The sequence below is a fragment of the Streptomyces sp. NPDC014894 genome, assembly GCF_043080985.1.
Classification (GTDB): Bacteria; Actinomycetota; Actinomycetes; order Streptomycetales; family Streptomycetaceae; genus Streptomyces.
In genome coordinates this window covers 44,389-67,137 of record NZ_JBIBWD010000002.1, presented here as the reverse complement: position 1 = coordinate 67,137, position 22,749 = coordinate 44,389, and the positions used below count along the sequence as shown (strand labels likewise).

Sequence of the window (22,749 nt, the reverse complement as noted above, 5' to 3'; positions counted from 1 at the left end):
GGTCCCGGCGTTCCCCCCGGCGCCGAGTGGGTGCGAGACGCGGCCGCGCGGGCGCCCGGCGGGCGGACACCGGCACCCGGCCGGGGCCGCGAAATGAGTTAGGTTAACCTAACTTCATGTCGGTTGCCCCTGTCTCCGGTCGTGAACGCCTCGAGGCGGTTCCGCTGCGGTGGTCCGCCCCGGTGATCGGCGGGGCGGAGGTGTCTCCGCCGTATCTGCTGACCACCGCGGTCTTCGACGGCAGCGAGCCCATGGGCTCGGCCTTCGCCGGGGTGCACACCCACGCCGACGGGCTCCTGGTGTGGCCGCACACCGGGTCGATGACGCTCCACACCCCGACCGGGGTGCGGCGGCTGGTCCCCGGGCAGGGGCTGTGGCTGCCGCCCGGCGCCCCGCACGCCTCGGCCGCGGACCCGGGCGGAGTCGGCTGCTACACCTATGTGGCCCGGTCCGCGACCCCGGTGACCTGGACCTCGCCGAGGGCGGTGAAGGTGGGGCGGGCGCTCCAGGAGATGCTGCTCCATCTCGACGCGACGCCGATGCGCGACGACCTCAGGCTGCGCACCCAGCGGGTGATCCTGGAGATGCTCCAGGACGATCCGCTGCCCGTGCTGGAGGTGCCCGTCCCGGCGGACTGGCGCATCCAGGCCCTCGCGGAGGATGTGCTGCGCGATCCGTACGACGACCGCTCGCTGGAGGAGCAGGCGGCGCGGCACGCGCTCAGCGTGCGGACGGTCACCCGGGTCTTCAGCCAGGACATCGGCGTGTCGTTCACCCGCTGGCGCGCCCTGGTGCGGATGTCCGCCGCGATGGGCCTGCTGGCCCAGGGGCACCCGGTCAACCTCGTCGCGCACCGCTGCGGCTACTCCACGACGAGCGCCTTCAGCGCCGCGTTCCGCCGGGTCACCGGCGCCAGCCCGACCGAGTATCTGCGCGAGCGCTCCGTGCCCGCGCCGCCGGAGGCGTCCGGACCGCCGGAGCGGTCCGAGCCCTCGGCCGAGGGAGCCGCGCGGCCGGAGGGTGGCCGATTCGCGACGCACCCTGGCCGGGGCACGACGCCCGGCGGCCCGGGGATTCACTAGCTTTGGCCGAAGTGAGGGTTACCTAACCTCCGGTACGGCAGGGCCGAGCGCCCCCGTGCCTCGACCGCGCGCGTGTCCCGCACCGCCGGGCCGGCTCTCACCCCCGACCGCCGTCGCCCGCCCGTGCGCTGCGCAGAACCGAGGAGAACCATGTCCCTACCCACGGCCGCCCCCGCCCCGGCGGCCCGACCCGCCAGGCTCTGGACCCGTGTCGCGGGGCTGGCGGTCGCCGCCGCCCTCGTCCTGACCGGCTGCGGCACCTCCGGTTCCGGCTCCGAGGGTGAGGACAAGGCCGCCGGCAAGGGCTCCTCCGCCGCGTTCCCGGTCAGCGTCAAGCACGCCCACGGCACCACCGAGATCACCGAGAAGCCCAAGCGCGTCGTCGCCGTCAGCTGGATGAACCAGGACGTCGTGGCCGCGCTCGGCACCGTGCCCGTCGGCGTCGACAAGCAGTGGGGCGGCGACAAGGACGGGCACACCCCCTGGTTCCGCGCCCAGGTCGAGAAGCTCGGCGGCGAACTCCCCGAGACGCTGAACTACGGGGACGCCGGCGAGATCGACTTCGAGCAGATCCTCTCCCTCGAACCCGATCTGATCCTCGGCCTGTACTCCGGCATCTCCGACGTCGACTACAAGCGGCTCACCGAGATCGCCCCCACGATCCCCTACCTGAAGCGGCCGTTCGACGGAGGCTCCTGGCAGGACATGACCCGCACCATCGGCAAGGCCCTCGGCGAGAACGAGAAGGCGGAGGCGCTGGTCGGCGACACGGAAGGAGTGCTCGCCGACGTCGTCGAGAAGAACCCCGACTTCAAGGGCAAGACCTTCGCCTACGGCGTGGCCCTCACCCCCGGCTCCACCGAGGCCGGACTGTACGTCGACTACGACCCTCGGGTCCGGCTGCTCACCGAGATGGGCTTCGAGAACACCCCCTCCATGAAGGTCATCACCGACGGGGTCAAGGGCACCAACTTCTACGGCGGCGTCAGCCTGGAGAAGCTCGACACGGTCGAGGCCGATGTCTTCGTGGGCTGGGCCTACGACCCCAAGGAAGTCCCGTACACCCTGAAGGACCCGCTCTTCAAGCGCTGGGAGCCCATCGAGGGGAAGCGGTACGCCTTCGTCCAGACCGCCGAACTCGGTATGGCCGTCAGCGGCCCGACCGTGCTCTCGATCCCCTGGGCCATGGAGCGGTACGTGCCGCTGCTCGCCGACGCGGTCGCGGGCAAGGGCAGGTCGGACGTCCCGGCCTCCTGATCCGCCCCGCGCCCGGCCCACCCCGCACAGCCACCCACGAGGATCACCCGTGACGACCGCTTCACCCCCCGGTGAGACCACCCCCGCACGGCGTGACGCGCCAGGCCCGTACTCCGGTACGGGCCTGGTCCCGCGTCACCGGCACCGCCTTCTGGTACTGCTCGCCGCCGTCGCGCTCCTGCTCGCCATGAGCGTCCTCAGCCTCATGGTCGGCGCCCGCGCGATCGCCCCGGGCACCGTGTGGGACGCCGTGTTCCGCTTCGACGGGTCCCTCGACGAACACGCGATGGTCCGCGAGCTGCGGCTGCCGCGTACGGTGATCGGGCTGCTGGTGGGGGCCGCGCTCGGGCTGTGCGGGGCGCTCATCCAGGCGTTCACCCGCAATCCGCTCGCCGACCCCGGCGTCCTCGGCGTCAACGCCGGCGCGGGCTTCGCGGTGACCTTCGCCGTCGCCGTGCTCGGACTCACCGACCCGGCCCAGTTCGTGTGGTTCGCGCTCGCCGGGGCCTTCGCGCTCACCGTGATCGTCTACACCCTCGGCTCGCTCGGCTCCGACCGCGCGACCCCGGTGAAACTCACCCTCGCCGGAGTCGCGCTCACGGCCGTGTTCAGCGGGCTGACCTCGGCCCTCACCCTCAAGAGCCTGGCCACCCTCGACATCATGCGGTTCTGGGGCGTCGGCTCCATCGGCGGGCGCGGCCTCGACATCCTCACCGTCGCCCTCCCCCTCATCGGCGCCGGAGTCGTCCTCGGGCTGCTCAGCGCCCGCTCCCTGAACGCCCTCGCGCTCGGCGACGACAGCGCCCGCGCCCTGGGGGTGCGCCTCGGCGCGACCCGGGCGTGCGTGGTCGTCGCCGTCACCCTGCTCGCCGGGACCTCGGTCGCCGTCGCCGGCCCCATCGCCTTCGTCGGGCTGATGGTGCCGCATGTGGTGCGCTGGTTCACCGGCCCCGACCAGCGCTGGATCCTGCCCCTGACCCTGGTGGTCGCCCCCGCCTTCCTGCTCGCCGCCGACGTCGTCGGACGGGTCGTCCTGCCCTCCGGGGAACTGCGGGTGGGCCTGGTCACCGCGCTGGTCGGGGCCCCCGTCCTGATCGCCCTCGTCCGGCGCCGGAATGTGAGCGGACTGTGAAAACCCACTCCACCGAGAAGAGCGGACCCGCCGTGACAGCCGCTCGCACCCCGGCCCCGGAGCCGACGACCGCCGGGGAGCCTCCCGTACGCGTCGACTTCGGACGCCCCACCTGGGCCGTACGGCGGCTGGGGGCCGCGCTGCGCGTGGACCGCCGGTCCGTCCTGGTCTGCGCCGCGCTCGCCGCCGCCCTCCTGGCGCTCGGGGTGTTCGCGCTCGGCAGCGGCTCCCTCTCGCTGACCCCCGCCCAGGTCGTGACCGCGCTCGTGGACCCCGAGTCCGACCGCCGCGCCCGGCTGGTCGTCGTGGACTGGCGGCTGCCGCGACTGCTGTTCGCGCTGGTCTGCGGCGCGGCGCTGGCGATCAGCGGGGCGATCTTCCAGTCGCTCACCAAGAACCCGCTCGGCTCGCCGGACATCATCGGCTTCTCCTCCGGCTCGTACGCCGGGGCCAGCGTTGTGATGCTCCTCCTCGGCACCGCCAACTACCTGGCGATCGCCACCGGCTCCCTGATCGGCGGGGCCGTCGCCGCGCTGGTGGTGTATCTGCTGGCCTACCGCCACGGGCTGCACCCGTTCCGGCTGATCATCGTCGGCATCGCCGTCGGCGCCGGTCTCAGCTCGCTGACCTCAATGATGCTGCTCTCCGTGAATCCGCAGCAGGCGATGCTCGCGGCGACCTGGGCCGCCGGATCGCTCAGCGGACTCGGCTTCGGACAGCTGGGGCCCACCGTCGCCGTCTTCGCGGTCCTGCTGCTCTGCTCCGTCGCCGTGGTCCGGCCGCTGGTCCAGCTGGAGATGGGCGACGACACGGCCGTGGCCCTCGGCGTACGGGCGCAGCCCGCCCGGCTCGCCGGGACCGTCGTCGGCGTCGCGCTCACCGCCCTGGTGACGGCCGCCGTCGGCCCGATCGCGTTCATCGCGCTCGCCGCCCCGCAGATCGCCCAGCGGCTGACCAGGAGCCCCACCACCCTGCGCCTCGTGCCCACCGCGCTCACCGGGGCGCTGGTCCTGACCGCCGCCGACTTCGCCGCCCAGCGCCTCGACCTCCCGGTGGGGGTGGTGACCGTCTGCGTCGGCGGGGCCTATCTCGCCTGGCTGCTCGCCCGCCAGTACGCGACCCGCCGATGAACCCCGCCCCGCCGCCCTCCCAAGGACTCCTCATGCCGTCGAAGACCGACCGCCCCGGGCCGAGCCGCCCCGCCGGGGCGCAGCCTCCCCCGGAACCGCCCGCCCGGCTGGAGGTGCGGGACGCGTCCTTCGGATACGCGCGGCGGCCCGTCTCCGAGCATCTGGACCTCGCGATACCGGAGGGCTCGTTCACCGCGATCATCGGGCCCAACGCCTGCGGCAAGTCCACCCTGCTGCGCGCGGTGGCCCGGCTGCTGGCCCCCACCGCCGGACAGGTGCTCCTCGACGGCCGGTCGATCTCCGAGTACCGCTCCAAGGAGGTCGCGCGCCGCCTCGGACTGCTGCCGCAGACCTCGCTCGCCCCCGACGGCATCAGCGTCGCCGAACTCGTCGCCCGGGGCCGCTACCCGCACCAGAAGCTGACCCGCCAGTGGACGGCGGACGACGAACGCGCGGTCGCCGCCGCGATGGCGGCGACCTCCGTCACCGAGCTCTCCGGACGTCTCGTCGACGAGCTGTCCGGCGGTCAGCGCCAGCGCGTCTGGGTCGCCATGGTGCTCGCGCAGCAGACCCCCGTCCTCCTGCTGGACGAGCCGACGACCTTCCTCGACATCGCCCACCAGATCGAGCTGCTGGAACTCTTCACGGATCTGCACCGCTCCGGCCGCACCCTCGTCGCGGTCCTCCACGACCTCAATCACGCCGCCCGCTACGCGACCCATCTGATCGCCATGCGAGACGGCCGGGTCGTCGCCGAGGGGCCGCCGGCCGAGGTCATGACGGCCGAGCTGGTGCACGAGGTGTTCGAGCTGCCGTGCCGGGTGGTGCCCGACCCGGAGACCGGCACGCCCATGGTCGTACCGCTGGCCCGCCGCCGGGACGAGCTGTGAGCCGCGCGGAGCCGGGCGCGAAGCCCGGCACGGAGGCGGACCGCCGGCCCGCGCCGCCGGCCCGGAAGCTCTTCTCGATCGCGCTGCTGGACGGCGGACGCGGCCGACGGCTCGGCCTCACCACCCTCGCCTTCATGCTGCACCAGCTCTGCGAGGCGCTGGTGCCCATCCTCATCGGCGTCGTCATCGACCGCGCGCTGGAGCCCGGCGACCCCGGCGCGCTGCTCCGCTGGCTCGCCGTCCTCGCCGGGGTCTTCCTCGTCCTGTCCCTCTCCTACCAGCGGGCGTCGACCGCGATGGTCGGCGTCTACGGCTACGCCGAGCACGAGCTGCGCCGGCTCGCGATGACCCGGCTCCTGGACCCCTTCGGCCTGCGGCGCGCGCCCGGCCCCGGCGCGGCCCTGTCCCTGGTCACCTCCGACACCTACCGGGTCGCGGGCGTCTCCTGGAGCGTCGTCCAGCAGGCGGCCACGATCACCGCGATCCTCACCGCCTCCACCGCGCTGCTGCTCATCTCCGTTCCCCTCGCGCTCGGGGTGATCGCCGGCACGGTGGCCGTGCTGCTGCTGATGCGACGGCTCGCGATGCCGCTGGAGGCCCGGGGCCTGGCCGAACAGGGTTCGGCGGCGCGCGCCGGGGAGGTCGCCGCCGACATGATCGGCGGCCTGCGCGTCCTCTCCGGGATGCACGCCCAGACGGAGGCGGCCAACCGGTACCGGGAGGCGAGCGACGCGTCGAAGCGGGGCGCGATCGCCGCCTCGCGCGCCGCCCTCGGATACTCGGCCCTCAGTCTGCTGATCTCCGGCGTCTTCCTCGCCGCCCTCGCCACCTCGGCCGGGCTGCTCGCCCTCGACGGGCAGCTCACGGTCGGTCAGCTCGTGACGGTCCTCGGCCTCGCCCAGTTCCTGCAGGGCGCGCTCGCGCACGTGGGAACGTTCGCCTCCAACTGGGCCCACAAGCGGGCCTCCGCCCGGCGGATCGGCGAGCTGCTGGCCGAACCGCCCCTGGTCGCCGCGCCCGGGGCGGGCGCCGGACACCGCGACCGCGCGCCGGTGCCGCGTCCCCGGACCGGAGCGGAGCGCTCCCCCGCCCGTGCCGTCTGGCGTCCGCCGGGGCACAGCGGTCCGGTCGAGCTGCGGCCCGGCGCGCTGATCGGGATCGTGCCCCGGCACCCCGCGCACGCGCGCGGCCTCAGCGACCGGCTGGCCTTCCGGGTCGCGCCGGACCGGGGCGAGCTGCTGATCGACGGGGTCGACGCCGTCGACCTCGGCCCCGAGGCGGTGCGCGCCCTGATCGCCGCCCCGCCCCATCAAGGGGCCCTGTTCTCCGGCTCCCTGCGGGCCAATCTCACCCCGCCCGGGGTGGATCCCGACCCGGCCGTGGTCCGGGCGTCGATGCTGGACGACGTGCTGGAGCACCTCGGCGGCGCGGACGCGGACATCGGCGAGCAGGGCCGGCGGCTCTCCGGCGGTCAGCGGCAGCGGCTGCTGCTCGCGCGGGCGCTCCACGCGGACGCCGGCGTCCTCGTCCTGGACGAGCCCACGACGGCGGTCGACCCGGTGACCGAGCGGCGGATCGCGACGGGGCTCGGCGGGCTGCCGGGCGCCATCGTCGTGATCACCGCGAGCCGCATCCTGCTGTCCGCCTGCGACCATGTCGTCGACCTCACGGACGCGGTCGGCGACGACCTCCCGGGACTCGGCGGACCCGGCGGCGAAGCCGCCCGGGACGACGACCCGAACGGAGTCCTCCAGTGACCGCGCCCGCCCCGGACACCGCCGCCGCCCCGGCCCCGGCGCTCCCCGTCGCCACCCCGGCCCGCACCCGCCGGGAGGTCGTCCGGCGGCTCGCCCGCCACCGCGGACGGCTGGCGCTCACCCTGCTCGTGCTGCTGGTCGGCACGGCCGCCGCGCTCACCACCCCGCCGCTGCTGGGGGCCGTGGTCGACGCGGTCGTCGACCGGTCCGGGCGCGGCCGGCTGATCGCGCTCGGCGCGGCCCTCGCCGGCGCCTCGCTGATCGGGGCCGCGCTCACCCTCCTCGGCGGCCGGATGCTGGTCGGTCTGGTCCAGGACACCCTGGCCGGACTGCGTGAGGAGGTGTTCGACGCGGCGGTGCGGCTGCCCGCCGACACCCTGGAGTCGGCCGGCAGCTCGGACGCGGTCTCCCGGGTCACCGGCGATGTCGAGGCCGTCTCCGAGGCCGCCTCCGGCGTGCTCCCCGACATCACCGGCGCGGGCCTCACCATCGTCCTCACCGTCGCGGGTCTGGCCGTCCTCGATCCGCGTCTGGCGCTCGCGGGACTGATCTGCCTCCCCCTCCACTGGTACGCCACCCGCCGCTTCCTGAGCCGTTCGCACCGGGTGTACGGGGACATCCGCCGGCTGGAGTCCGCCCGCGGGCAGACGGTCATCGAGGCGGTACGGGGCGCGGAGACGATCCGGGCGTACCGCGCCCAGGCCGCCCATCTGGCCGAGCTGGCCGGGCGGAGCGAGCGGGCCATCGACCGGCAGCGCGACGGGGTGCGGCTGCGCAACGGCTTCTTCGGTCTGCTCAACACCGCCGAGTTCCTGGGTCTGGCCGCCGTCCTCGCCACCGGGTACGCGCTGCTCCGCGAGGACGCCGTGACCCTGGGGACGGCCACCGCGGCGGCCCTCTACTTCCACCGGCTGTTCGATCCGATCGGGCTGCTGCTCACCAGCCTGGACGACATCCAGCGCGCCACGGTGGGTCTGGCCCGGCTGATCGGCGTCACGGATCTGGCGCGGGAGCGCCCGGCGTCCTCCCGTTCCGCGCCGCGCTCCGGGCCGCCCCCGGCCATCGCCGTCGCCGGGGTGTCGTACGCGTACGGCGACTCGGCCCGCGAGGCGCTGCGCGACGTCAGCCTGACCGTGCCCGGCGGGGCGACGGTCGCCCTGGTGGGCGCGAGCGGTTCGGGCAAGAGCACGCTGGCGCGGCTGATGGCGGGGGTGGGCAGCCCGGTCCGGGGGCGGATCACGGTCGGGTCGGGTCCGGAGCGCGGACCCCGCTATCTCGTCACCCAGGAGATCCATCTCTTCGGCGGCACGCTCGCCGACAACCTCCGGCTGGCCAGGCCGGACGCGACCGACGCCGAGCTGGTCGCGGCGCTGCGGGAGACCGGGGCCGACTGGGCGCTGGAGCCGGGGCGGGGGCTCGACGCGGTGATCGGCGGCCCGGACGGCGCGGCCCTGGACGACGGGTCGGTGCAGCATCTGGCGCTGGCCCGGGCGCTGCTGGCCGACCCTCCCGTCCTCGTCCTCGACGAGGCCACCGCCGAGGCGGGCCCCGCCGACCGCGCCGTCCTCGGCGCGGCGCTGGAGCGGGTCACCCGCGACCGGACGAGCGTGATCGTCGCCCATCGGCTGGAACAGGCCCGTGACTGCGATCTCATCGTCCTCCTCAAGGACGGGCGGGTGGCCGAACAGGGCTCCCACGAAGCCCTGCTGGCCTCGGCCGGCGAGTACGCGGCCCTGTGGCGGGCGTACACCGGCTCGGCGGCGACGAGTCCCCGATCCGATCTGAAGAGCGCACCGGAGCCCGGTGCGGGAATCGACAAGGAGCACTGAACCATGGAGATCTACCGAGCCTTCGTCGCCCGGGTCCAGCACCTCTCCGCCACGATGATCCGTGTGACGCTGACCGGCGGGGACCTGCCGGGCTTCACCTCCACGGGCGTCGGGGACGAGTACGTACGGCTGTTCTTCCCGCACGGGCCCGACCGGAGCGATCTGTCGCTTCCGGTCGCGACGGAATCGAGCTGGGAGACGCCCGAGGGCCGCCCCACGGCCCCCATGCGGACGTACACCGTCCGGGCGGTGCGGCCCGAACTCCACGAGATCGACGTCGACTTCGTCGTGCACGACCACGGGGTGGCGGCCACCTGGGCGTCCGCCGCGCGGCCGGGCGATCCGGTGGGCCTCAACTCCCCCACCGCGCTGTACGACCCGCCCGCCGACCTCACCCGTCAGATCCTGGTGGCGGATCTGACCGGGCTGCCCGCCGTGGCGCGGATCCTGGAGAACACCCCGGACCACATCACCACCCGGGTGATCATCGAGGTCCCGGACGAGGCGTCGGCGCTGCCCCTGCCGGCCCACCCCCGGACCAAGGTGACCTGGACCTACGGCGGCAACGGGCACTCCCCGAGCCGGCTCGGGGAGCTGATCGCCGCGGCGCTGCCCGAGGACAGCGATCTGACGGGGACCTACCTCTGGACGGCGGGCGAGACCACCGCCCTGCGCGCCGTGCGCAAGCACCTCCGCAAGACCCTGGCGCTCCCCACCGACCGTTTCAAGGTCGTCGGCTACTGGGTCCCGAACGCGGACACCTGGACGGAGCGCTGGGAGGCCCTCCCGGCGACCGTCAAGGCCGAGCTGGAGGCCCTGTGGGAGGCGCCGACGGACGATCTGGAGGACGTCACCATCGAGTACGAGGACCGGCTGAGCGGTCTGGGACTCTGACCCTCCGGGCGGCGCGGCCGCCCCTCGCGCACCACTGGCCCCGGGGGCTCTCCGGCTCCCGGGAGGGGGGCCGTCCGGGCCGGATGGAACACCTCAAGCGGCGCTACCCTGAAGGAAGTTGACCGGCGTCGGGTGCGGACGGGGATGACATGACGACTGGTGAGAAGAGACCTGCCGAGGCGGCCGGGGGCAAGGGCGTCGGCCGGCCCACCGGCCCGACGGGGAATCACGGTTTCCGGATCGGCGAGGTGAGCGGCAGCGCGATCAGCCTCGGCAACCACAACACGGTCGTCATCGCCGGCGACAGCGGTCCGGTCAAACCGCCGGAGCAGGCGCGCGAGCCTCACGGGGAGAGCCTCGCCCAACAGCGGCAGCGATTCTTCTTCGACTTCCTGAAGCACTCGCTCCGGCAGGCCGAGTGGACGTTCAGGCTGAGCGTCTGGTTCATGTCGGGCGGGGCGGGCATCATCCTGGCGGCGGCCGTGCTGGGTCTGGTGCACGCGGGGAATCCGGATCTGAGCTATCTGCCGATCGTGACCTTCCTGACGGGCGCGCTGATCACCGGCGGCGGCGGCGCGCTGGCGCTCCACGCGCGCCGGGCGCGGGCCCATGTCACCGAGCAGGCCGACCGGATGGACATCAAGATCGATCAGGACCACAGGATGGAGAAGGCGACGGCCTTCATCGACCGGGTCGACGATCCGGCCGCCCGCGACCGGCTGAACTCGGCCGCCGCGCTCGAAGCACTGGGCATGCGGCCGAGCGCCGAGGCGGTGGCCGACCGGACGCTGCCCGGGCGGGAGGGCCGCGGGCCCGGCGAGATCGAGTCCGGCGGCCTCGGCCGCTGACCGCGCGGCGGCGGGGCTCGCGGGATCCCGGAAAGGGTCCCGCGGGCCCCGCCGGCGGTTCAGGACCCGGTCAGGAACTCCACCAGCAGCCGGTTGACCTCGGCCGGCCGCTCCAGATAGCCGAAGTGGCCGGTGTCCGCGACCACTTCCGAGCGGGCGCCCGGCACGGCCGCGGCGATCTCCTCGCCCAGCGCCGGCGGGGACAGCCGGTCGTCCGCGAAGGAGACCACCAGGGTCGGCGCGGTGATCCCGGCGAACGCGGAGACGCTCTCGGGGAACCCGGTGAGCGCCGCCGCGAACTGCGCCCGGACGCCCGCCGACGGAGTCGCCGGGGCCATGCCGAGGATGGCGAGCCAGTCCTCCGCCTCGATCTCGTCCCGCAGACTGGCCGGCGAGAGATTCGCCAGCGCGCCCAGCGCGGCCCGCACCTCCGTGGGGAGGACCACCCCGTGGTCGTGCAGGGCGATCTGGGCCTGGGAGAAGACCGTGAGCGCCGCGTCCGGCCGTCCCCGCGTCGCCAGCAGGGCCAGCCGGTTCACCAGATCGGGGCGGTGCAGCGCCAGCTGCTGGGCCACCCTGGCGCCGAGGGAGGTGCCCACCACATGGGCGGGCCCCTGGGCCGCCTTCTCGATCAGACCCGCCAGATCGTCGGTGAGATCGTCCAGGGTGAACCCCTCGGGGCAGGGCGAACTCCCGCCCACGCCCCGGGCGTCGAAGACGATCACCCGCAGCCCGGCCGCGACCAGCGCGGGCACCTGGTGGGCGCGCCACACCCGCCCCGGCGAGCCGGCCCCCATGGCCAGCACGACCGGGTCCCCGCTGCCGAACTCCTCGTACGCGAGGGTGATCCCGCCCAGCTCGATGGTCTCTGTCATGCGCCGTTCCTCTCGTTCCCCGCGACCGCGGCGGCCAGCGCTTCGAGCGCCCCCCGCCACAGCGCGGCCAGTTCCCTCACGTCCCCCTCGTCGCAGACGCCGGGGTCGTATCTCCACAGCGCCTCCACCACCGGGCCGTCCGGCCCCGGGTGGATCGCGCACACCAGCTCCAGCGCATACGGCTGGGCCGCGTCCGGCTCGCTGTCCTGCGGGAAGACCGCCCGCAGTCCGTCGTCGACCACCAGCGTCCACGGCCGGTCGCCGTCGGCGGCCACCACCTGGTCCAGCCGGCCCAGATAGCTGAAGAACACCTCGGCGCGCACCGCGACCGAGTCGCCGAGCAGCCCGTGGTCGAATCCGCCGTGCGGCGCCGCCGCCAGCTCCCCCGCCACCTTCTCCAGCAGTCCGAGCGCCGCCTCGCGGTCCTCCGCCGCGCCGCGGGCGGTCAGCCGCTCCGCCGTGCCGCCGTCCAGGACGACGGGGTGGAAGACGTTGAACCAGCCGACGGTACGCGAGGTGTCGACGGGGCCTTCGAGAAGGCCGGCGAGGAGATCGTCCCGGCGGCCGTGCCCCTCGCGGACCACGGTGAGTCCGCTGTCCACGGGGTGGCCGCGGCGCTCACGCCAGCCGGCCTCCGCGAGGGCCACCGCCGTGAGCAGGGCGTTCTCGGGAGTGGTGCGCGCGGAGCGCACCAGAGCGCCGGTCGTGGCCGCGTCCACCGTCACCCGGTGCGACACCAGCCGCCCCCGGGTGTGGACGGCGGGGTCGGCGGTCCGGCGCGCGATCCTCGGCGCGCGCCCGTGCTCCTCGGCCACCCCGGCCCAGTGGGCCAGCTGCTCGCGCGGCTCGGGTCCGCCGGCCCGCGCGGCCAGCGCCCGGGACCACTCGGCCATGGTGGTGCGCTCCGCGAGCAGCGGCTCCGGGGACTCGTGGGCCGCGGCGAGGTCCTCCAGCAGGATGTGCCAGGAGACGATGTCCACCACGGCGTGGTGCGCGGCGAGGAAGAGCCGGGCCGCCCCGGTCGCGGTCTCCCGCAGGAAGACTCCCACGATCATCGCGCCGGCGTCCGGGTCGAGCCGCTCCCACACCCGGTGGGCGCTCGCCAGGACCACCGGCGGGGTGAGCCTCGGGTGCTCCTCCGCCGTCAGGACGCGGGGCACGGCGTCCGGTTCGGCCGGGACCAGGGCGATCCGGCCGTCCGCCTCGCGCACGGTACGGGCGGACAGCTGCGGATGCGCCGCGCGTACGCGCTCCAGCGCGCGGGCGGCCTCCTCCGCGGTGATGTCCGGAGGGAGGGCGATCAGCTGGGACTGGGCGAATCTGCGGTAGGAGCCGAGCCGCCGCATCCAGTCCAGCGCCGGGGTGCGCACCGGTTCGGGGCGCGCCCCCTCGGGGGCCGCTCCCCCGGGCCCGTCCACGGCCGCCGGGGCGGTCGCCGCGCGGGCGACCTCGGCCGGGGTGCGGTGGACGGCGATCTGCCGGGGGGTGCAGCGCAGACCGGCCCGGCGCAGTTCGCCGACGAGCGAGATGGTGGCGATGCTGTCCATGCCCCGGTGGAACATGTCGTCGTCGACGCCCAGCCCCGGCTCGTCCAGCAGGGCGCGCGCCGCCGCGAGCACCGTGCGCTCGGCGTCGTTCGCGGGCGGACGGGAGACGTCCGGGGAGTCACCGCCGCCCGTGGGGCGCGGCAGGGCCCGCAGATCGGTCTTGCCGTTGACGGTCAGGGGAACGGCGTCCAGCTCCATCCACCGGGCGGGCACCATGTAGTGGGGAACGCGCCGGGCCAGGTCCTCGCGCAGATCCACCGGGTCGAGCCGGCCGCCCGCGGCGCGCACCTCCTCGGTCGCCACCACGTAGGCGACGAGGACCCGCCCCCGCGCCTCCGGCTGGGCCACCACCACGGCCCGGGCGACGTCGGGCCGGGTCTCCAGCGCGGCCACGATCTCGGCGAGTTCGATCCGGTAGCCGCGGACCTTCACCTGGTCGTCGGCGCGGCCGAGGAAGACGAGCCGGCCGGCCGCGTTGCGGCGGACGACGTCTCCGGTGCGGTAGAGCCGCTCGCCGGTGACCGGGTCCGGTACGAACCGTTCGGCGGTGAGTCCGGGCCGGGACTGGTAGCCGCGCGCCACCTGGAGCCCGCCGAGGTACAGCTCGCCGCGCACCCCGACGGGCACCGGCCGCAGGTCCGGGCCGAGCACCTGGGCGGTGGAGCCAGGCGCGGCGGCCCCGATCTGCGGTTCCTCGCCCGCCACGACGAGGGCGTTGACGGCCTCCACGGTGATCTCCGTCGGGCCGTAGAAGTTGTGCACCCGGGTGCCCCGGAGTCCGGCGAGGACGTCCCAGGCGCTGCGGGGGATGTCCTCGCCGCCGAGCGCCAGGATGGCGAGCGGGCAGCGGTCGCCCTCGATCAGTCCGGCCTCGGCGAGCCGGCCCAGCATCGAGGGCGAGGTGTCGAGCATGTCGACCCGGTGCTCGCGGATCTTGCGCACCAGCCGGTACGGATCGCGCTGGTCCTCCTCGTCGAAGAGGACCACGGTGTGTCCGCTGAGCAGGGCGAGCTGGGGCTGCCAGCTCGCGTCGAAGGCGAACGACCAGCCGTGGCCGACCCGCAGCACCCGCTCGGGGTCGTCGAGGACGGGCGCGTAGATCTCCGTGCGGTGCGCCTCCAGGAGGGCCAGCAGCCCGCCGTGGGTGGCGATGACGCCCTTCGGCTCCCCGGTGGAGCCGGAGGTGAACACGGTGTGCACCGCCCGGTCGGCGGCGGTGGCGCCGGTGAGCCGTCCGGCGCGCGGTCCGCCGGCGGCGGGGGGCCCGTCGCCGGTGGCGCAGCGCTCGCCCTGCCACCAGTCCTGTTCGCCGGGCTCGGCGACGAGCACCCGGGCGCCGGCCAGTTCCACGATGGTCGCGTTGCGTTCGCGGGGCGCGGAGAGGTCGAGCGGTACGAGGACGCCCCCGGCCTTGAGCACGGCGAGCAGGGCGACGAGGTAGGCGCGGGTCCGGGGCAGCGCCACGGCGACGCGGGTCTCGGGTCCGACGCCGAGGGCGCGCAGCCGGTGGGCGACGGAGTCGGCCCAGCGGTCGAGCGTCCCGTAGTCGATCTCGCCGGCGGCGTCGATGACGGCGGTGCGGTCCGGGTGTCGATCGGCGGCCCGTTCGAAGGCGCGGTGGACGCCGTGGTCGGCCGGGGTCCCGGATCGGCCGTCGCCGGCGCCCTCGGCGAGGGCTCGCAGCTCGGCGGCCTCCCCGGGGAGCAGGGCGTCCAGTTCGCGGTGGGTGCGTTGGTGGTCGCGGGCGATCTCCCGCATGAGGTGGAGGAAGCGTTCGGCGAGCCGTCCGGCGTCCAGTCCGCCGAGGAGGGCGTCGACGTGGTCGACGTTGACGTACAGCCGGTCGTCGAGGAGGAAGGGGACCACGGTGAGCGGGTAGTGGGTGTAGCTGTCCATGAGGACGGGGGACATCTTCACGCCGTCGCCGAGGTCCAGGGTGTCCCGGGCCGTTCCCTTCGGCGTGTTGTGGAAGATCATCATGGTGTCGAAGAGGTCGCCCGCGCCGGCCTCGCGCTGGATCTCGCTGAGTCCCACATAGCCGTGGGCGCGCTGTTCGGCGGCGTCGCGCTGGACGCGGCGGCACAGTTCGCCGAGCGGCTCGTCGGGCCGGAGCGTGACGCGGGCGGGGACGGTGTTGATGAAGAGTCCGATGGACGACTCGATGCCCGGGACCTCCTCGGGGCGGCCGGAGACGGTCACGCCGAAGGTCGTGTCCTCCCGGCCGGTGAGCCGGTGCAGGAGCACGGCCCAGGCCACCTGGGCGACGGTGTTGACGGTGAGGTTGAGCGATCGCACCCGGGCGAGGAGCGTGTCGAGCGCGGGGCCCTCCAGGGAGCGCATGGTGAGCCGGGGCAGCGGGACGGCGCCCGGGGGCGCGGCGCCGGCGACCACGGTGGGCTCGTCCACCCCGGCGAGCATCTCGCGCCACCGGCGCAGCGAGCCCTGCCGGTCCTGCCGCTGGAGCCAGCCGATGTACGCGGGGTAGGCGGGGGACGCCTCGACGGGTTCGGCGCCGTCCTCCTCGTAGCGGTCGGCCAGCTCGCGCCAGAAAAGGGGCACCGACCATCCGTCGAGGACGATGTGGTGGAAGACGACCAGCAGGCGGTGGTGGTCGGGTCCGAGCGCGGCGAGGGTGGCGCGCAGCGGGGGCCCCTCGGCCAGGTCGAAGGGCTCGTACTGCGCGGTGCGCACATAGGACTGGAATTCGGGGGCGGTCGTCTCCACCTCCCGCCAGGGGAAGTCCGGTCGGGCGGGGACCAGTTGCACGGGGTGGGGCAGTCCCTCGTCCCAGAAGCGGGCGAGGAGATGCGGGTGCCGGGCCAGCACGGCGGTGAGGGCGCGCCGGAGCCGGGGGACGTCCAGCGGTCCGTGGAAGTCGGTCAGTACGGCGATGGCGTAGATGTCCGCCGCGCCGTCGGCGTCCGGCCCGGCGGTGTCGCCGGGAGGGCGGGCCGGTGCGCTGTGGAGCATTCTGTTGAGTGAGTACAGCCCCCGTTGCAGGGGGCCGAGTGCCAGGACGTGGGCGATGTCCTGCTTGCCGCTGGGGGCCACCGGGTGTTCCTCACCTCTCGCTGACGTGCGGTCGTTCATGGGCGGGTGCGCGTTCCTGGGCGGGGCCGGCCGCGGGGGCCCGCGGCCGGCCGGTTCGGTCAGTGGGCCGCGGCGTCCGCGGCCATCGCCTCGCGCAGGTTCAGCGGGCGCATGTCGGTCCAGTTGTCCTCGATGTACTGGAGGACCTCGGCGCGGGACGCCTCGCCGAAGACGCTCCGCCAGCCGGGCGGGATCTCACGGAAGGCGGGCCACAGGGCGTACTGCTCCTCGTCGTTGACGACCGCGTGGAATCGGCCGGTCTCGTCGTCGAAGGGGTTCGTGGACATGGGGGTTCTCCCTTGGGGGTGAGTGGTCCGGCGGCGGGCCGGGGCGGTTCGGTCAGCGGGGGGTGAGCTTCCAGGAGTCCGCCTGCCGGCGGAGTTCCACGAAGCGGCGGTAGGTGCCGTCGTGCTCCATCAGTTCGGTGTGGGTGCCCGATTCGGTCACCCGGCCCTCGTCGAGGACGATGATGCGGTCGGCGCCGCGGACGGTCTGGAGCCGGTGCGCGACCACGAGGACGGTCCGGTCCTCGGCGAGTCGCGCGATGGCCTGCTGCACGAGTCGTTCGTTCTCCGCGTCGAGGGAGGAGGTCACTTCGTCGAGGAGGACGATGGGGGCGTCCTTCAGCAGGGCGCGGGCGATCGAGACGCGCTGCCTCTCGCCTCCCGACAGGGTGGAGCCGCCCTCGCCGACGCGGGTGTCCCAGCCGTCGGGCAGCCGGTCGACGATCTCGTCCACGCGGGCCAGCCGGGCGACCCGCTCCAGCTCGTCCCGGGTGGCTCCGGGCCTGGCCAGCAGGATGTTGTTCTCGATGGTGTCCTCGAAGAGGTACGGGTCCTGGGAGACCAGGGAGAGCTGGCGCATCAGCGCCTCGGTGCCCAGTTCCCGGATGTCGCGGCCGCCGACGAGCACCGTGCCCGCGCCGGGCCCGGGGTCGTAGAAGCGGGCGATGAGGGAGAGGACGGTGGACTTGCCCGCGCCGGAGGGGCCGACCAGGGCGGTGAGCGTGCCCGGGGCGGCGCTGAAGGACAGCGAGCGGAGCACGGGCCGGCCGGGCTCGTAGCCGAAGTCCACGTCGCGGAATTCGACGGTGGGCGCGCCCGCGGGGGCGGCCTCCTCGGGCTCGGGCAGCGGCCGGACGGAGAGCACCTCCTGGAACCGGCGCATTCCGACGGCCGCGATCCGCAGTCCGCCGGCGACCTCGGCCACGGCGGTGAGCGGCTCGACGAACCGTACCGCGAGCACCATCACGGCCAGCAGGACGGCGATGTCCGCGTCGCCCGCGAGGGACAGGTGCACGACGAGGGCGAGCACGGCGGTCAGCACGGTCTGGAGGGCGAGGAAGAGCGGCGCGCTCGCGGCGGAGCTGCCGATCACCATCCGGCGGGCCTGGGCGTCCTGTTCGGCGAAGGCCGCGCCGAGCGGGCCGCCCTCGTCCGCGCCGCGGCCGTAGGCGCGCAGCACCGGCTGCTGGGTGGCGTACTCCAGGACCTGGGCGGAGGCGCGGTTGGTGCCGGCCTCCCAGTCGTTCTCGACCCGTTCGATCACCCGCAGATAGAGGCGGTAGGCGAGGAGCGGCAGGGGTGCGCCGATCAGCAGCGCGAGGCCGATCTCCCAGCGGACGACGAGGGTGACGGCGATGATCGTGGCGGGGGTGACGAAGGCGGTGATGACCGGGGAGACGAGATGGGCGGGGGCGGTGGCGACGTCGATGGCGGTCTTGGTGACGAGCCGGTTGACCTTCGCGGAGCGGCCGGCGTCGAACCAGCCCAGCGGGATGGTGGTGAGCGTCTCGCCCAGCCGGGTGTGGAGCAGCCGCAGCAGCCGGCTGGACAGTTCGCCGGAGCGCAGATGGTTGCGGAGGATCAGCAGATGGTGGGCGAGGACGAGGCCGGCGAGGACTCCGGCCCAGGTCCAGGTGGACTGCCAGTCCTCGGTGAAGACGGCGCCGAGCAGGGGGATGAGGGTGCAGCCGGCGAGGGCCTGGAGGACGGCGGCGGCGGTGATCCGCAGCAGCAGGGCGCGCAGTTGGCGCCGTCCGGTGTCGTCGAGCAGGGCGTGCAGATCGCGGATCATGGTGCTGCGGGTCCTTCCCGGCGGTCGCTGCGGTCGTCGTCGGCCCGGTCCCCGGCGGGGTCGGCCGGCGGCGGGGGTTCCCCGGCCGGTTCGCCGGCCGGGCGCCCGGGCGGCTCGCTCGGGGCCGGGTCCTGGTCGCCGGGTCGCCCGGCGGGGTCCTCCCCGGTGTGGGCCGCCCACAGCGCCGGGTAGAGCCCGCCGCCTTCGAGCAGTTCCTCGTGGGTGCCGACGGCCGCGATCTCGCCGCCGTCGAGGACGACGATGGTGTCCGCGTGGCGGACGGTGTGCAGCCGGTGGGCCACCACCAGCACCGTCTTGTCGGCGGCGAGGGCGCTCAGCGCCTGCTGGATGCTGGCCTCGCTGTCGGGGTCGACGGCGGAGGTGGCCTCGTCGAGGATGAGGACGGGCCGGTCGGCCAGGATCGCGCGGGCGATGGCGATGCGCTGGCACTCGCCGCCGGACAGGGTGGCGTCCTCGCCGATGACCGAGTCCAGGCCCTTGGGGAGCCGTTCGATCACCTCGTCGACGTGGGCGGCGCGGGCCGCGCCCATCACGTCCTCGTCGCTCGCGTCGGGCCGGGCGAGCCGGATGTTGTCGCGCAGGGACATCCGCAGCGGGGTGGTGTCCTGGAAGACGAAGCCGATGTGTCCGTACAGGTCCGCGAAGGGCAGCCGGCGCAGATCGGCGCCGTCGACGGTGATCCGGCCGGACGCCGGGTCGTGGAAGCGGGCCAGGAGTTTGGCGAGCGTCGACTTGCCGGAGCCGGAGGGGCCGACCAGGGCGGTCATGGTGCCGGGGGCGAGGGTGAGATCGATTCCGCGCAGCGCGGAGGTGTCGCCGTAGGCGAAGTCCACCGACTCGAAGCGGATGGTGGAGCCGGTGGCGGAGGGCTGCGGTCCGTGCGGGACGGAGGGGAGTTCCGGTTCGGCGAGGATCTGGCGTACGCGGTCGGCCGCGCCGCGGGCGGCGAGCAGCGCGTGGTAGTTGAAGCCCACGGCCAGGACGGGTGCGGGGATGGCGAGTCCGAGGACGATGAACGGCAGCAGCTCCAGCGGTCCGTCGAGCCATCCGGCGTTGAGCAGGGCCGCGCCCGCGGCGGTGGTGGTGAGCAGCAGCGTCATCGGGGAGAGCGCCAGCTCCATGAAGGTCGCGCCCGCCGAGCTGGACCGCATCCACGCGTAGTGCCTGCCGTCGAAGTCGTCGGCGGCCTCCCGGTAGGCCCGGTGGGCGCGTCCGATGGTGCCGAAGGACTTCACTTCGGTGATGCCGTCGACGAAGCCGACGGTCACCGAGCCGAGGCGGCCGAGGGAGGCCGCGTACTCGACCATCTTCTCGGTGGTGCCCCGGGTGGCGATCTTCAGTCCGAGCATGCCCGCGAGGACGGGCAGCAGGGTGACGGCCGTCATGAGCGGGTCGGTGAGCAGCAGATAGCCGAGGATGGTGACGGGGACCACGACGGCGGTGGTGAGTTCGGTGACCGAGTGCGCGACCAGGTGGTGGAGCGCCCCCACGTCGTCCTGTACGGCCTTCTTCACCAGGCCGGAGTTGCGTTCGGTGAACCAGCCGAGCGGCACCCGGCCGAGCCGGCGCACCACCGAGCGGCGGACCGAGGAGCCCAGGCGGACGTCGGCCAGGTGGGAGACGGTGGCGGCGGCGAGGGTGAGGACCAGCCGCAGGGCGAGCGCGCCCGCGGCGATCCCGGCCGCGGTCCAGGCGGCGTCCTCGTCGACGGCGCCGCCGTCCACGCCGGGCAGCAGCACCCGGGCCAGCTCGACCAGGCAGATGAGCGGTACGACGCCGGCGAAGGCGGCGACGGCCGCGAGGGCGGCGCTGACGACGAGCGGAGCGCGGACCGGGCGCAGCAGCGCGCCGAGGGTGGCGGGGGCGTCGGCGGGCGGCGCGGGGGCGGCCGGGGCCGTGTTCGCGGGCGGGTCCTCCTCGGGCCGGGCGGCCGGTGCGGCGGTGTCGACGCCGGTGGTGGTCTGGCTCACTGGGGCGCTCCTTGCTGGTCGCCGGCGCCGCTGGGCACGGGGGCGGTGGTCGGCTGCCGGAACGCGAGGGTGATCAGCCCGAGCGCGAGCAGGGAGGTGACGGCGGTGGCGACGGGCAGCCAGCCCGCGCCCGCCTGGGAGACGATGACTCCGCCCAGCGCTCCGCCGAGGGCGATGCCGAGGTAGCCGAAGCTGGTGTTGAGGGCGAGCGCCTGGGCGGTGAGTTCGCCGGCGACCTGGTGGAGCCGGGTCTGGACGGCGGGCGAGCTGAGGTAGGCGAGGGCGCCCCAGAGGGCCACCAGCGGCAGGAAGAGCGCGGTGGGGACGGGCCGCAGCCACCAGAGCGCGGCCAGGGCGATCATCACGGCGGTGAAGGCTCCGAGGCCGAGCCGGATGGTGCGGTCGGCGCCGAGCCGGTCGGTGGCGAAGCCGCCGGCGAAGACTCCGACGGTGCCGGCGACGCCGAGGACCGCGAAGACCGGGCCGCGCACGCTGTCACCGGCGCTGAGCAGGCTCTGGAGATAGGGGACCAGATAGGTCAGCAGCATGATCGAGCCCATGATCGCCACCGCGCCGCCGGTGAGGGCGAGGGAGATCGGGCGGGCGGAGAGCGCGCGGATCTGCTGCCGCAGGGGCAGTGGGACGGTCGGCTCGGTGGCGGGCAGGAAGAGGGCGACGAGCACCAGGCTCAGTGCGCCGAGGGCGGCCATGGAGCCGAAGGTGGATTGCCAGCCCAGCCCGGTGCCGATCCAGCTGCCGAGGGGCACTCCGAAGGCGATGGAGCCGGTGACGCCGATCGCCAGGACGGAGAGGTACCGTCCCCGGCGCTCCGGCGGGGCCAGTTCGGCGGTGCTGGCGAAGATCAGCGGGGTGGCCGCGGCGGCGGCCAGGGCGGCGGCGACGCGCAGCCCGACCATGACCGCGTACGAGTCGGTCGCGGTGGCGGCCAGATTGGCGGCGGTGAAGACGGCCAGCGCGCTCAGCACCACCGCGCGCCGGGCGACATGGGACAGCAGCAGTCCGGCCAGGGGTGTGACGAGCGCGATCGTCAGCGAGAACACCGTGACGAGCTGACCGGCGAGGGCCTCGGAGACCGAGAGCCCTTCGGCCAGCTCGGGGAGTATCCCGGCGATCACATGATCGTCCGTGTAGAACGTGAATATCGACAGGAACAGCGCGATGAGCCACAACGGCGCCGCGGTTCCTTTCCCCTCTGCCACCAATTCTCCCTGGCCGGTACGGATTCTGATCAATGGATCTCGACGGACCGCGGCGCCCCGGAGCGTTCCGGGGCACCGCGGGACGGACTACTTCGTCGTCTCGGAGAGGTACGTCTTCCAGACCTTCTGGACGGTCGTCTTCGAGGCCAGCTCGCCCTGTCCGGAGGCGAGCGTGTTCAGGTCGTGCGCGGACGCGTAGAAGGCGAATCCGGACATGCCGTACCAGATGTCGGCGTCCGGGATGACGACCTTGCCCTTCAGCTCCTTGAAGGTCGGCTTCTTCTGGAGCGCGGCCGGGTCGTAGTAGGCCCCCTTGGGGATCACGATCAGCTCGGCGTCCTGCTCGGACAGGTACTCCGAGGAGAGCGGCACCGAGTAGCCCTTGACCTTGCGCTGCTGGAACGCGGGCCGGGTGAATCCGGCCTCGGAGACCAGGGTGGAGATCGGCACGTGCGGGGGCATGGTGAAGTCGTTCTGCCCGAAGGAGTTGCCGAGCAGGGAGAGCGTCTGGTCGCCCTTCTCGGCCTTGTTGGCCTCCGCCGGCTTCTTCAGGAGCGCCTCGGTCGCGGCTATCTGCCGCTTGCCGATCTCCTCCTTGCCGAAGTAGCCGGCGGTGTCGGCGACGATCTCGCGCCAGGTGCCCTCGATGGGCAGGACGACGGTCGGGGCCAGCTTGGTCAGCTTCTTGTGGCCGACGCCCGCCGGTCCGGCCGCGCCGGTGCCGACCATCAGGTCGGGTCCGTCGACGGTGAGCTTCTCCATGGAGGGCAGGGTGCCGACGGTCACGTCGCGCACCTCGACGCCCTCGGCCTCCAGGATCTCCTGGGCGCGCGGCTGGGCGCTCGCCTTGTAGACGACCTTGGGCTTGATGCCGAGCGATACGAGGGTGAGTCCGGCGACCTCGTCCAGCGCGACCACGGACTTGGGCGCGGTCGGCACGTTCAGGGTGCCGAGCGCGTGGGTGATGCTGCGGGTCGTCTTCTCGGCGGGGGCCTTCTCCCCGCCCTTGCCGCCGTCCGCACCGTCCTTCTCCGACGACGTACCGCAGCCACCGAGGAGCAGCGGGGCCACCAGGGCCGCTGCGACAAGGACACGACGCTTGCTCATGGTTCTTCTTCTTTCGCTGATTCT

At 74.1% G+C, this 22,749-nt stretch carries 16 protein-coding genes; 9 read left to right on the top strand and 7 right to left on the bottom strand.

The window, feature by feature from the left end; all coding sequences use genetic code 11:
• Positions 1–116 precede the first annotated feature (116 nt).
• The 9 genes from ACF089_RS04420 (at position 117) to ACF089_RS04380 (ending at position 10,819) form a co-directional block, all read left to right on the top strand.
• Entirely contained in the window at positions 117–1,082 is a 966-nt protein-coding gene (locus ACF089_RS04420) for a helix-turn-helix domain-containing protein (protein WP_392021688.1), read from the top strand.
• A gap of 150 nt (positions 1,083–1,232) precedes the next feature.
• On the top strand, positions 1,233–2,339 hold the full coding sequence (locus ACF089_RS04415) for an iron-siderophore ABC transporter substrate-binding protein (protein ID WP_392021685.1): 1,107 nt from the start codon (positions 1,233–1,235) through the stop codon (positions 2,337–2,339).
• Between the two features lie 49 nt (positions 2,340–2,388).
• Entirely contained in the window at positions 2,389–3,471 is a 1,083-nt protein-coding gene (locus tag ACF089_RS04410; protein ID WP_392021682.1) for a FecCD family ABC transporter permease, read from the top strand.
• Between the two features lie 32 nt (positions 3,472–3,503).
• Complete coding sequence (locus ACF089_RS04405) at positions 3,504–4,601, top strand: FecCD family ABC transporter permease (RefSeq protein ID WP_392021679.1); 1,098 nt, start codon at positions 3,504–3,506, stop codon at positions 4,599–4,601.
• A gap of 32 nt (positions 4,602–4,633) precedes the next feature.
• Positions 4,634–5,491 (top strand): ABC transporter ATP-binding protein, encoded by an 858-nt coding sequence (locus ACF089_RS04400; RefSeq protein WP_392021676.1) that lies wholly within the window; start codon positions 4,634–4,636, stop codon positions 5,489–5,491.
• Positions 5,488–7,248, top strand: a complete 1,761-nt coding sequence (locus tag ACF089_RS04395) for an ABC transporter transmembrane domain-containing protein (protein ID WP_392021674.1) — start codon at positions 5,488–5,490, stop codon at positions 7,246–7,248. The genes ACF089_RS04400 and ACF089_RS04395 overlap by 4 nt, the downstream gene beginning before the upstream one ends.
• Positions 7,245–9,077 carry an ABC transporter ATP-binding protein gene (locus ACF089_RS04390; RefSeq protein ID WP_392021671.1) on the top strand — a complete coding sequence of 611 codons (1,833 nt, stop codon included), beginning with the start codon at positions 7,245–7,247 and terminating at the stop codon, positions 9,075–9,077. The genes ACF089_RS04395 and ACF089_RS04390 overlap by 4 nt, the downstream gene beginning before the upstream one ends.
• A gap of 3 nt (positions 9,078–9,080) precedes the next feature.
• On the top strand, positions 9,081–9,971 hold the full coding sequence (locus ACF089_RS04385) for a siderophore-interacting protein (RefSeq protein ID WP_392021668.1): 891 nt from the start codon (positions 9,081–9,083) through the stop codon (positions 9,969–9,971).
• Between the two features lie 149 nt (positions 9,972–10,120).
• Positions 10,121–10,819, top strand: coding sequence for a hypothetical protein (locus ACF089_RS04380; protein ID WP_392021666.1), 699 nt, complete (start codon positions 10,121–10,123; stop codon positions 10,817–10,819).
• A gap of 59 nt (positions 10,820–10,878) precedes the next feature.
• Here ACF089_RS04380 and ACF089_RS04375 read toward each other — a convergent pair whose 3' ends face one another.
• The 7 genes from ACF089_RS04375 to ACF089_RS04345 all read right to left on the bottom strand — a co-directional run bounded on the left by ACF089_RS04375 (position 10,879) and on the right by ACF089_RS04345 (position 22,725).
• Positions 10,879–11,694, bottom strand: a complete 816-nt coding sequence (locus ACF089_RS04375; RefSeq protein ID WP_392021665.1) for an alpha/beta fold hydrolase — start codon at positions 11,692–11,694, stop codon at positions 10,879–10,881.
• Positions 11,691–16,292 (bottom strand): amino acid adenylation domain-containing protein, encoded by a 4,602-nt coding sequence (locus tag ACF089_RS04370; protein ID WP_392021663.1) that lies wholly within the window; start codon positions 16,290–16,292, stop codon positions 11,691–11,693. The genes ACF089_RS04375 and ACF089_RS04370 overlap by 4 nt, the downstream gene beginning before the upstream one ends.
• Before the next feature lie 98 nt (positions 16,293–16,390).
• Positions 16,391–16,618, bottom strand: a complete 228-nt coding sequence (locus tag ACF089_RS04365) for an MbtH family protein (RefSeq protein WP_392021661.1) — start codon at positions 16,616–16,618, stop codon at positions 16,391–16,393.
• Between the two features lie 52 nt (positions 16,619–16,670).
• Positions 16,671–18,407 carry an ABC transporter ATP-binding protein gene (locus ACF089_RS04360; protein WP_392021658.1) on the bottom strand — a complete coding sequence of 579 codons (1,737 nt, stop codon included), beginning with the start codon at positions 18,405–18,407 and terminating at the stop codon, positions 16,671–16,673.
• Positions 18,404–20,398: an ABC transporter ATP-binding protein gene (locus ACF089_RS04355; protein ID WP_392021656.1), complete on the bottom strand. Its 1,995-nt coding sequence runs from the start codon at positions 20,396–20,398 to the stop codon at positions 18,404–18,406. The genes ACF089_RS04360 and ACF089_RS04355 overlap by 4 nt, the downstream gene beginning before the upstream one ends.
• Entirely contained in the window at positions 20,395–21,618 is a 1,224-nt protein-coding gene (locus ACF089_RS04350; protein WP_392021654.1) for an MFS transporter, read from the bottom strand. The genes ACF089_RS04355 and ACF089_RS04350 overlap by 4 nt, the downstream gene beginning before the upstream one ends.
• Before the next feature lie 87 nt (positions 21,619–21,705).
• Complete coding sequence (locus tag ACF089_RS04345) at positions 21,706–22,725, bottom strand: ABC transporter substrate-binding protein (RefSeq protein WP_392021653.1); 1,020 nt, start codon at positions 22,723–22,725, stop codon at positions 21,706–21,708.
• Positions 22,726–22,749: the final 24 nt, after the last annotated feature.

What these genes read in the sequence shown, in the direction of transcription:
- ACF089_RS04420 (WP_392021688.1), top strand. Translation starts at nt 117, where the DNA reads ATGTCGGTTGCCCCTGTCTCCGGTCGTGAACGCCTCGAGGCGGTTCCG.
- ACF089_RS04415 (WP_392021685.1), top strand. Translation starts at nt 1,233, where the DNA reads ATGTCCCTACCCACGGCCGCCCCCGCCCCGGCGGCCCGACCCGCCAGG.
- ACF089_RS04400 (WP_392021676.1), top strand. Translation starts at nt 4,634, where the DNA reads ATGCCGTCGAAGACCGACCGCCCCGGGCCGAGCCGCCCCGCCGGGGCG.
- ACF089_RS04385 (WP_392021668.1), top strand. Translation starts at nt 9,081, where the DNA reads ATGGAGATCTACCGAGCCTTCGTCGCCCGGGTCCAGCACCTCTCCGCC.
- ACF089_RS04380 (WP_392021666.1), top strand. Translation starts at nt 10,121, where the DNA reads ATGACGACTGGTGAGAAGAGACCTGCCGAGGCGGCCGGGGGCAAGGGC.
- ACF089_RS04375 (WP_392021665.1), bottom strand. Translation starts at nt 11,694, where the DNA reads ATGACAGAGACCATCGAGCTGGGCGGGATCACCCTCGCGTACGAGGAG.
- ACF089_RS04365 (WP_392021661.1), bottom strand. Translation starts at nt 16,618, where the DNA reads ATGTCCACGAACCCCTTCGACGACGAGACCGGCCGATTCCACGCGGTC.
- ACF089_RS04360 (WP_392021658.1), bottom strand. Translation starts at nt 18,407, where the DNA reads ATGATCCGCGATCTGCACGCCCTGCTCGACGACACCGGACGGCGCCAA.
- ACF089_RS04345 (WP_392021653.1), bottom strand. Translation starts at nt 22,725, where the DNA reads ATGAGCAAGCGTCGTGTCCTTGTCGCAGCGGCCCTGGTGGCCCCGCTG.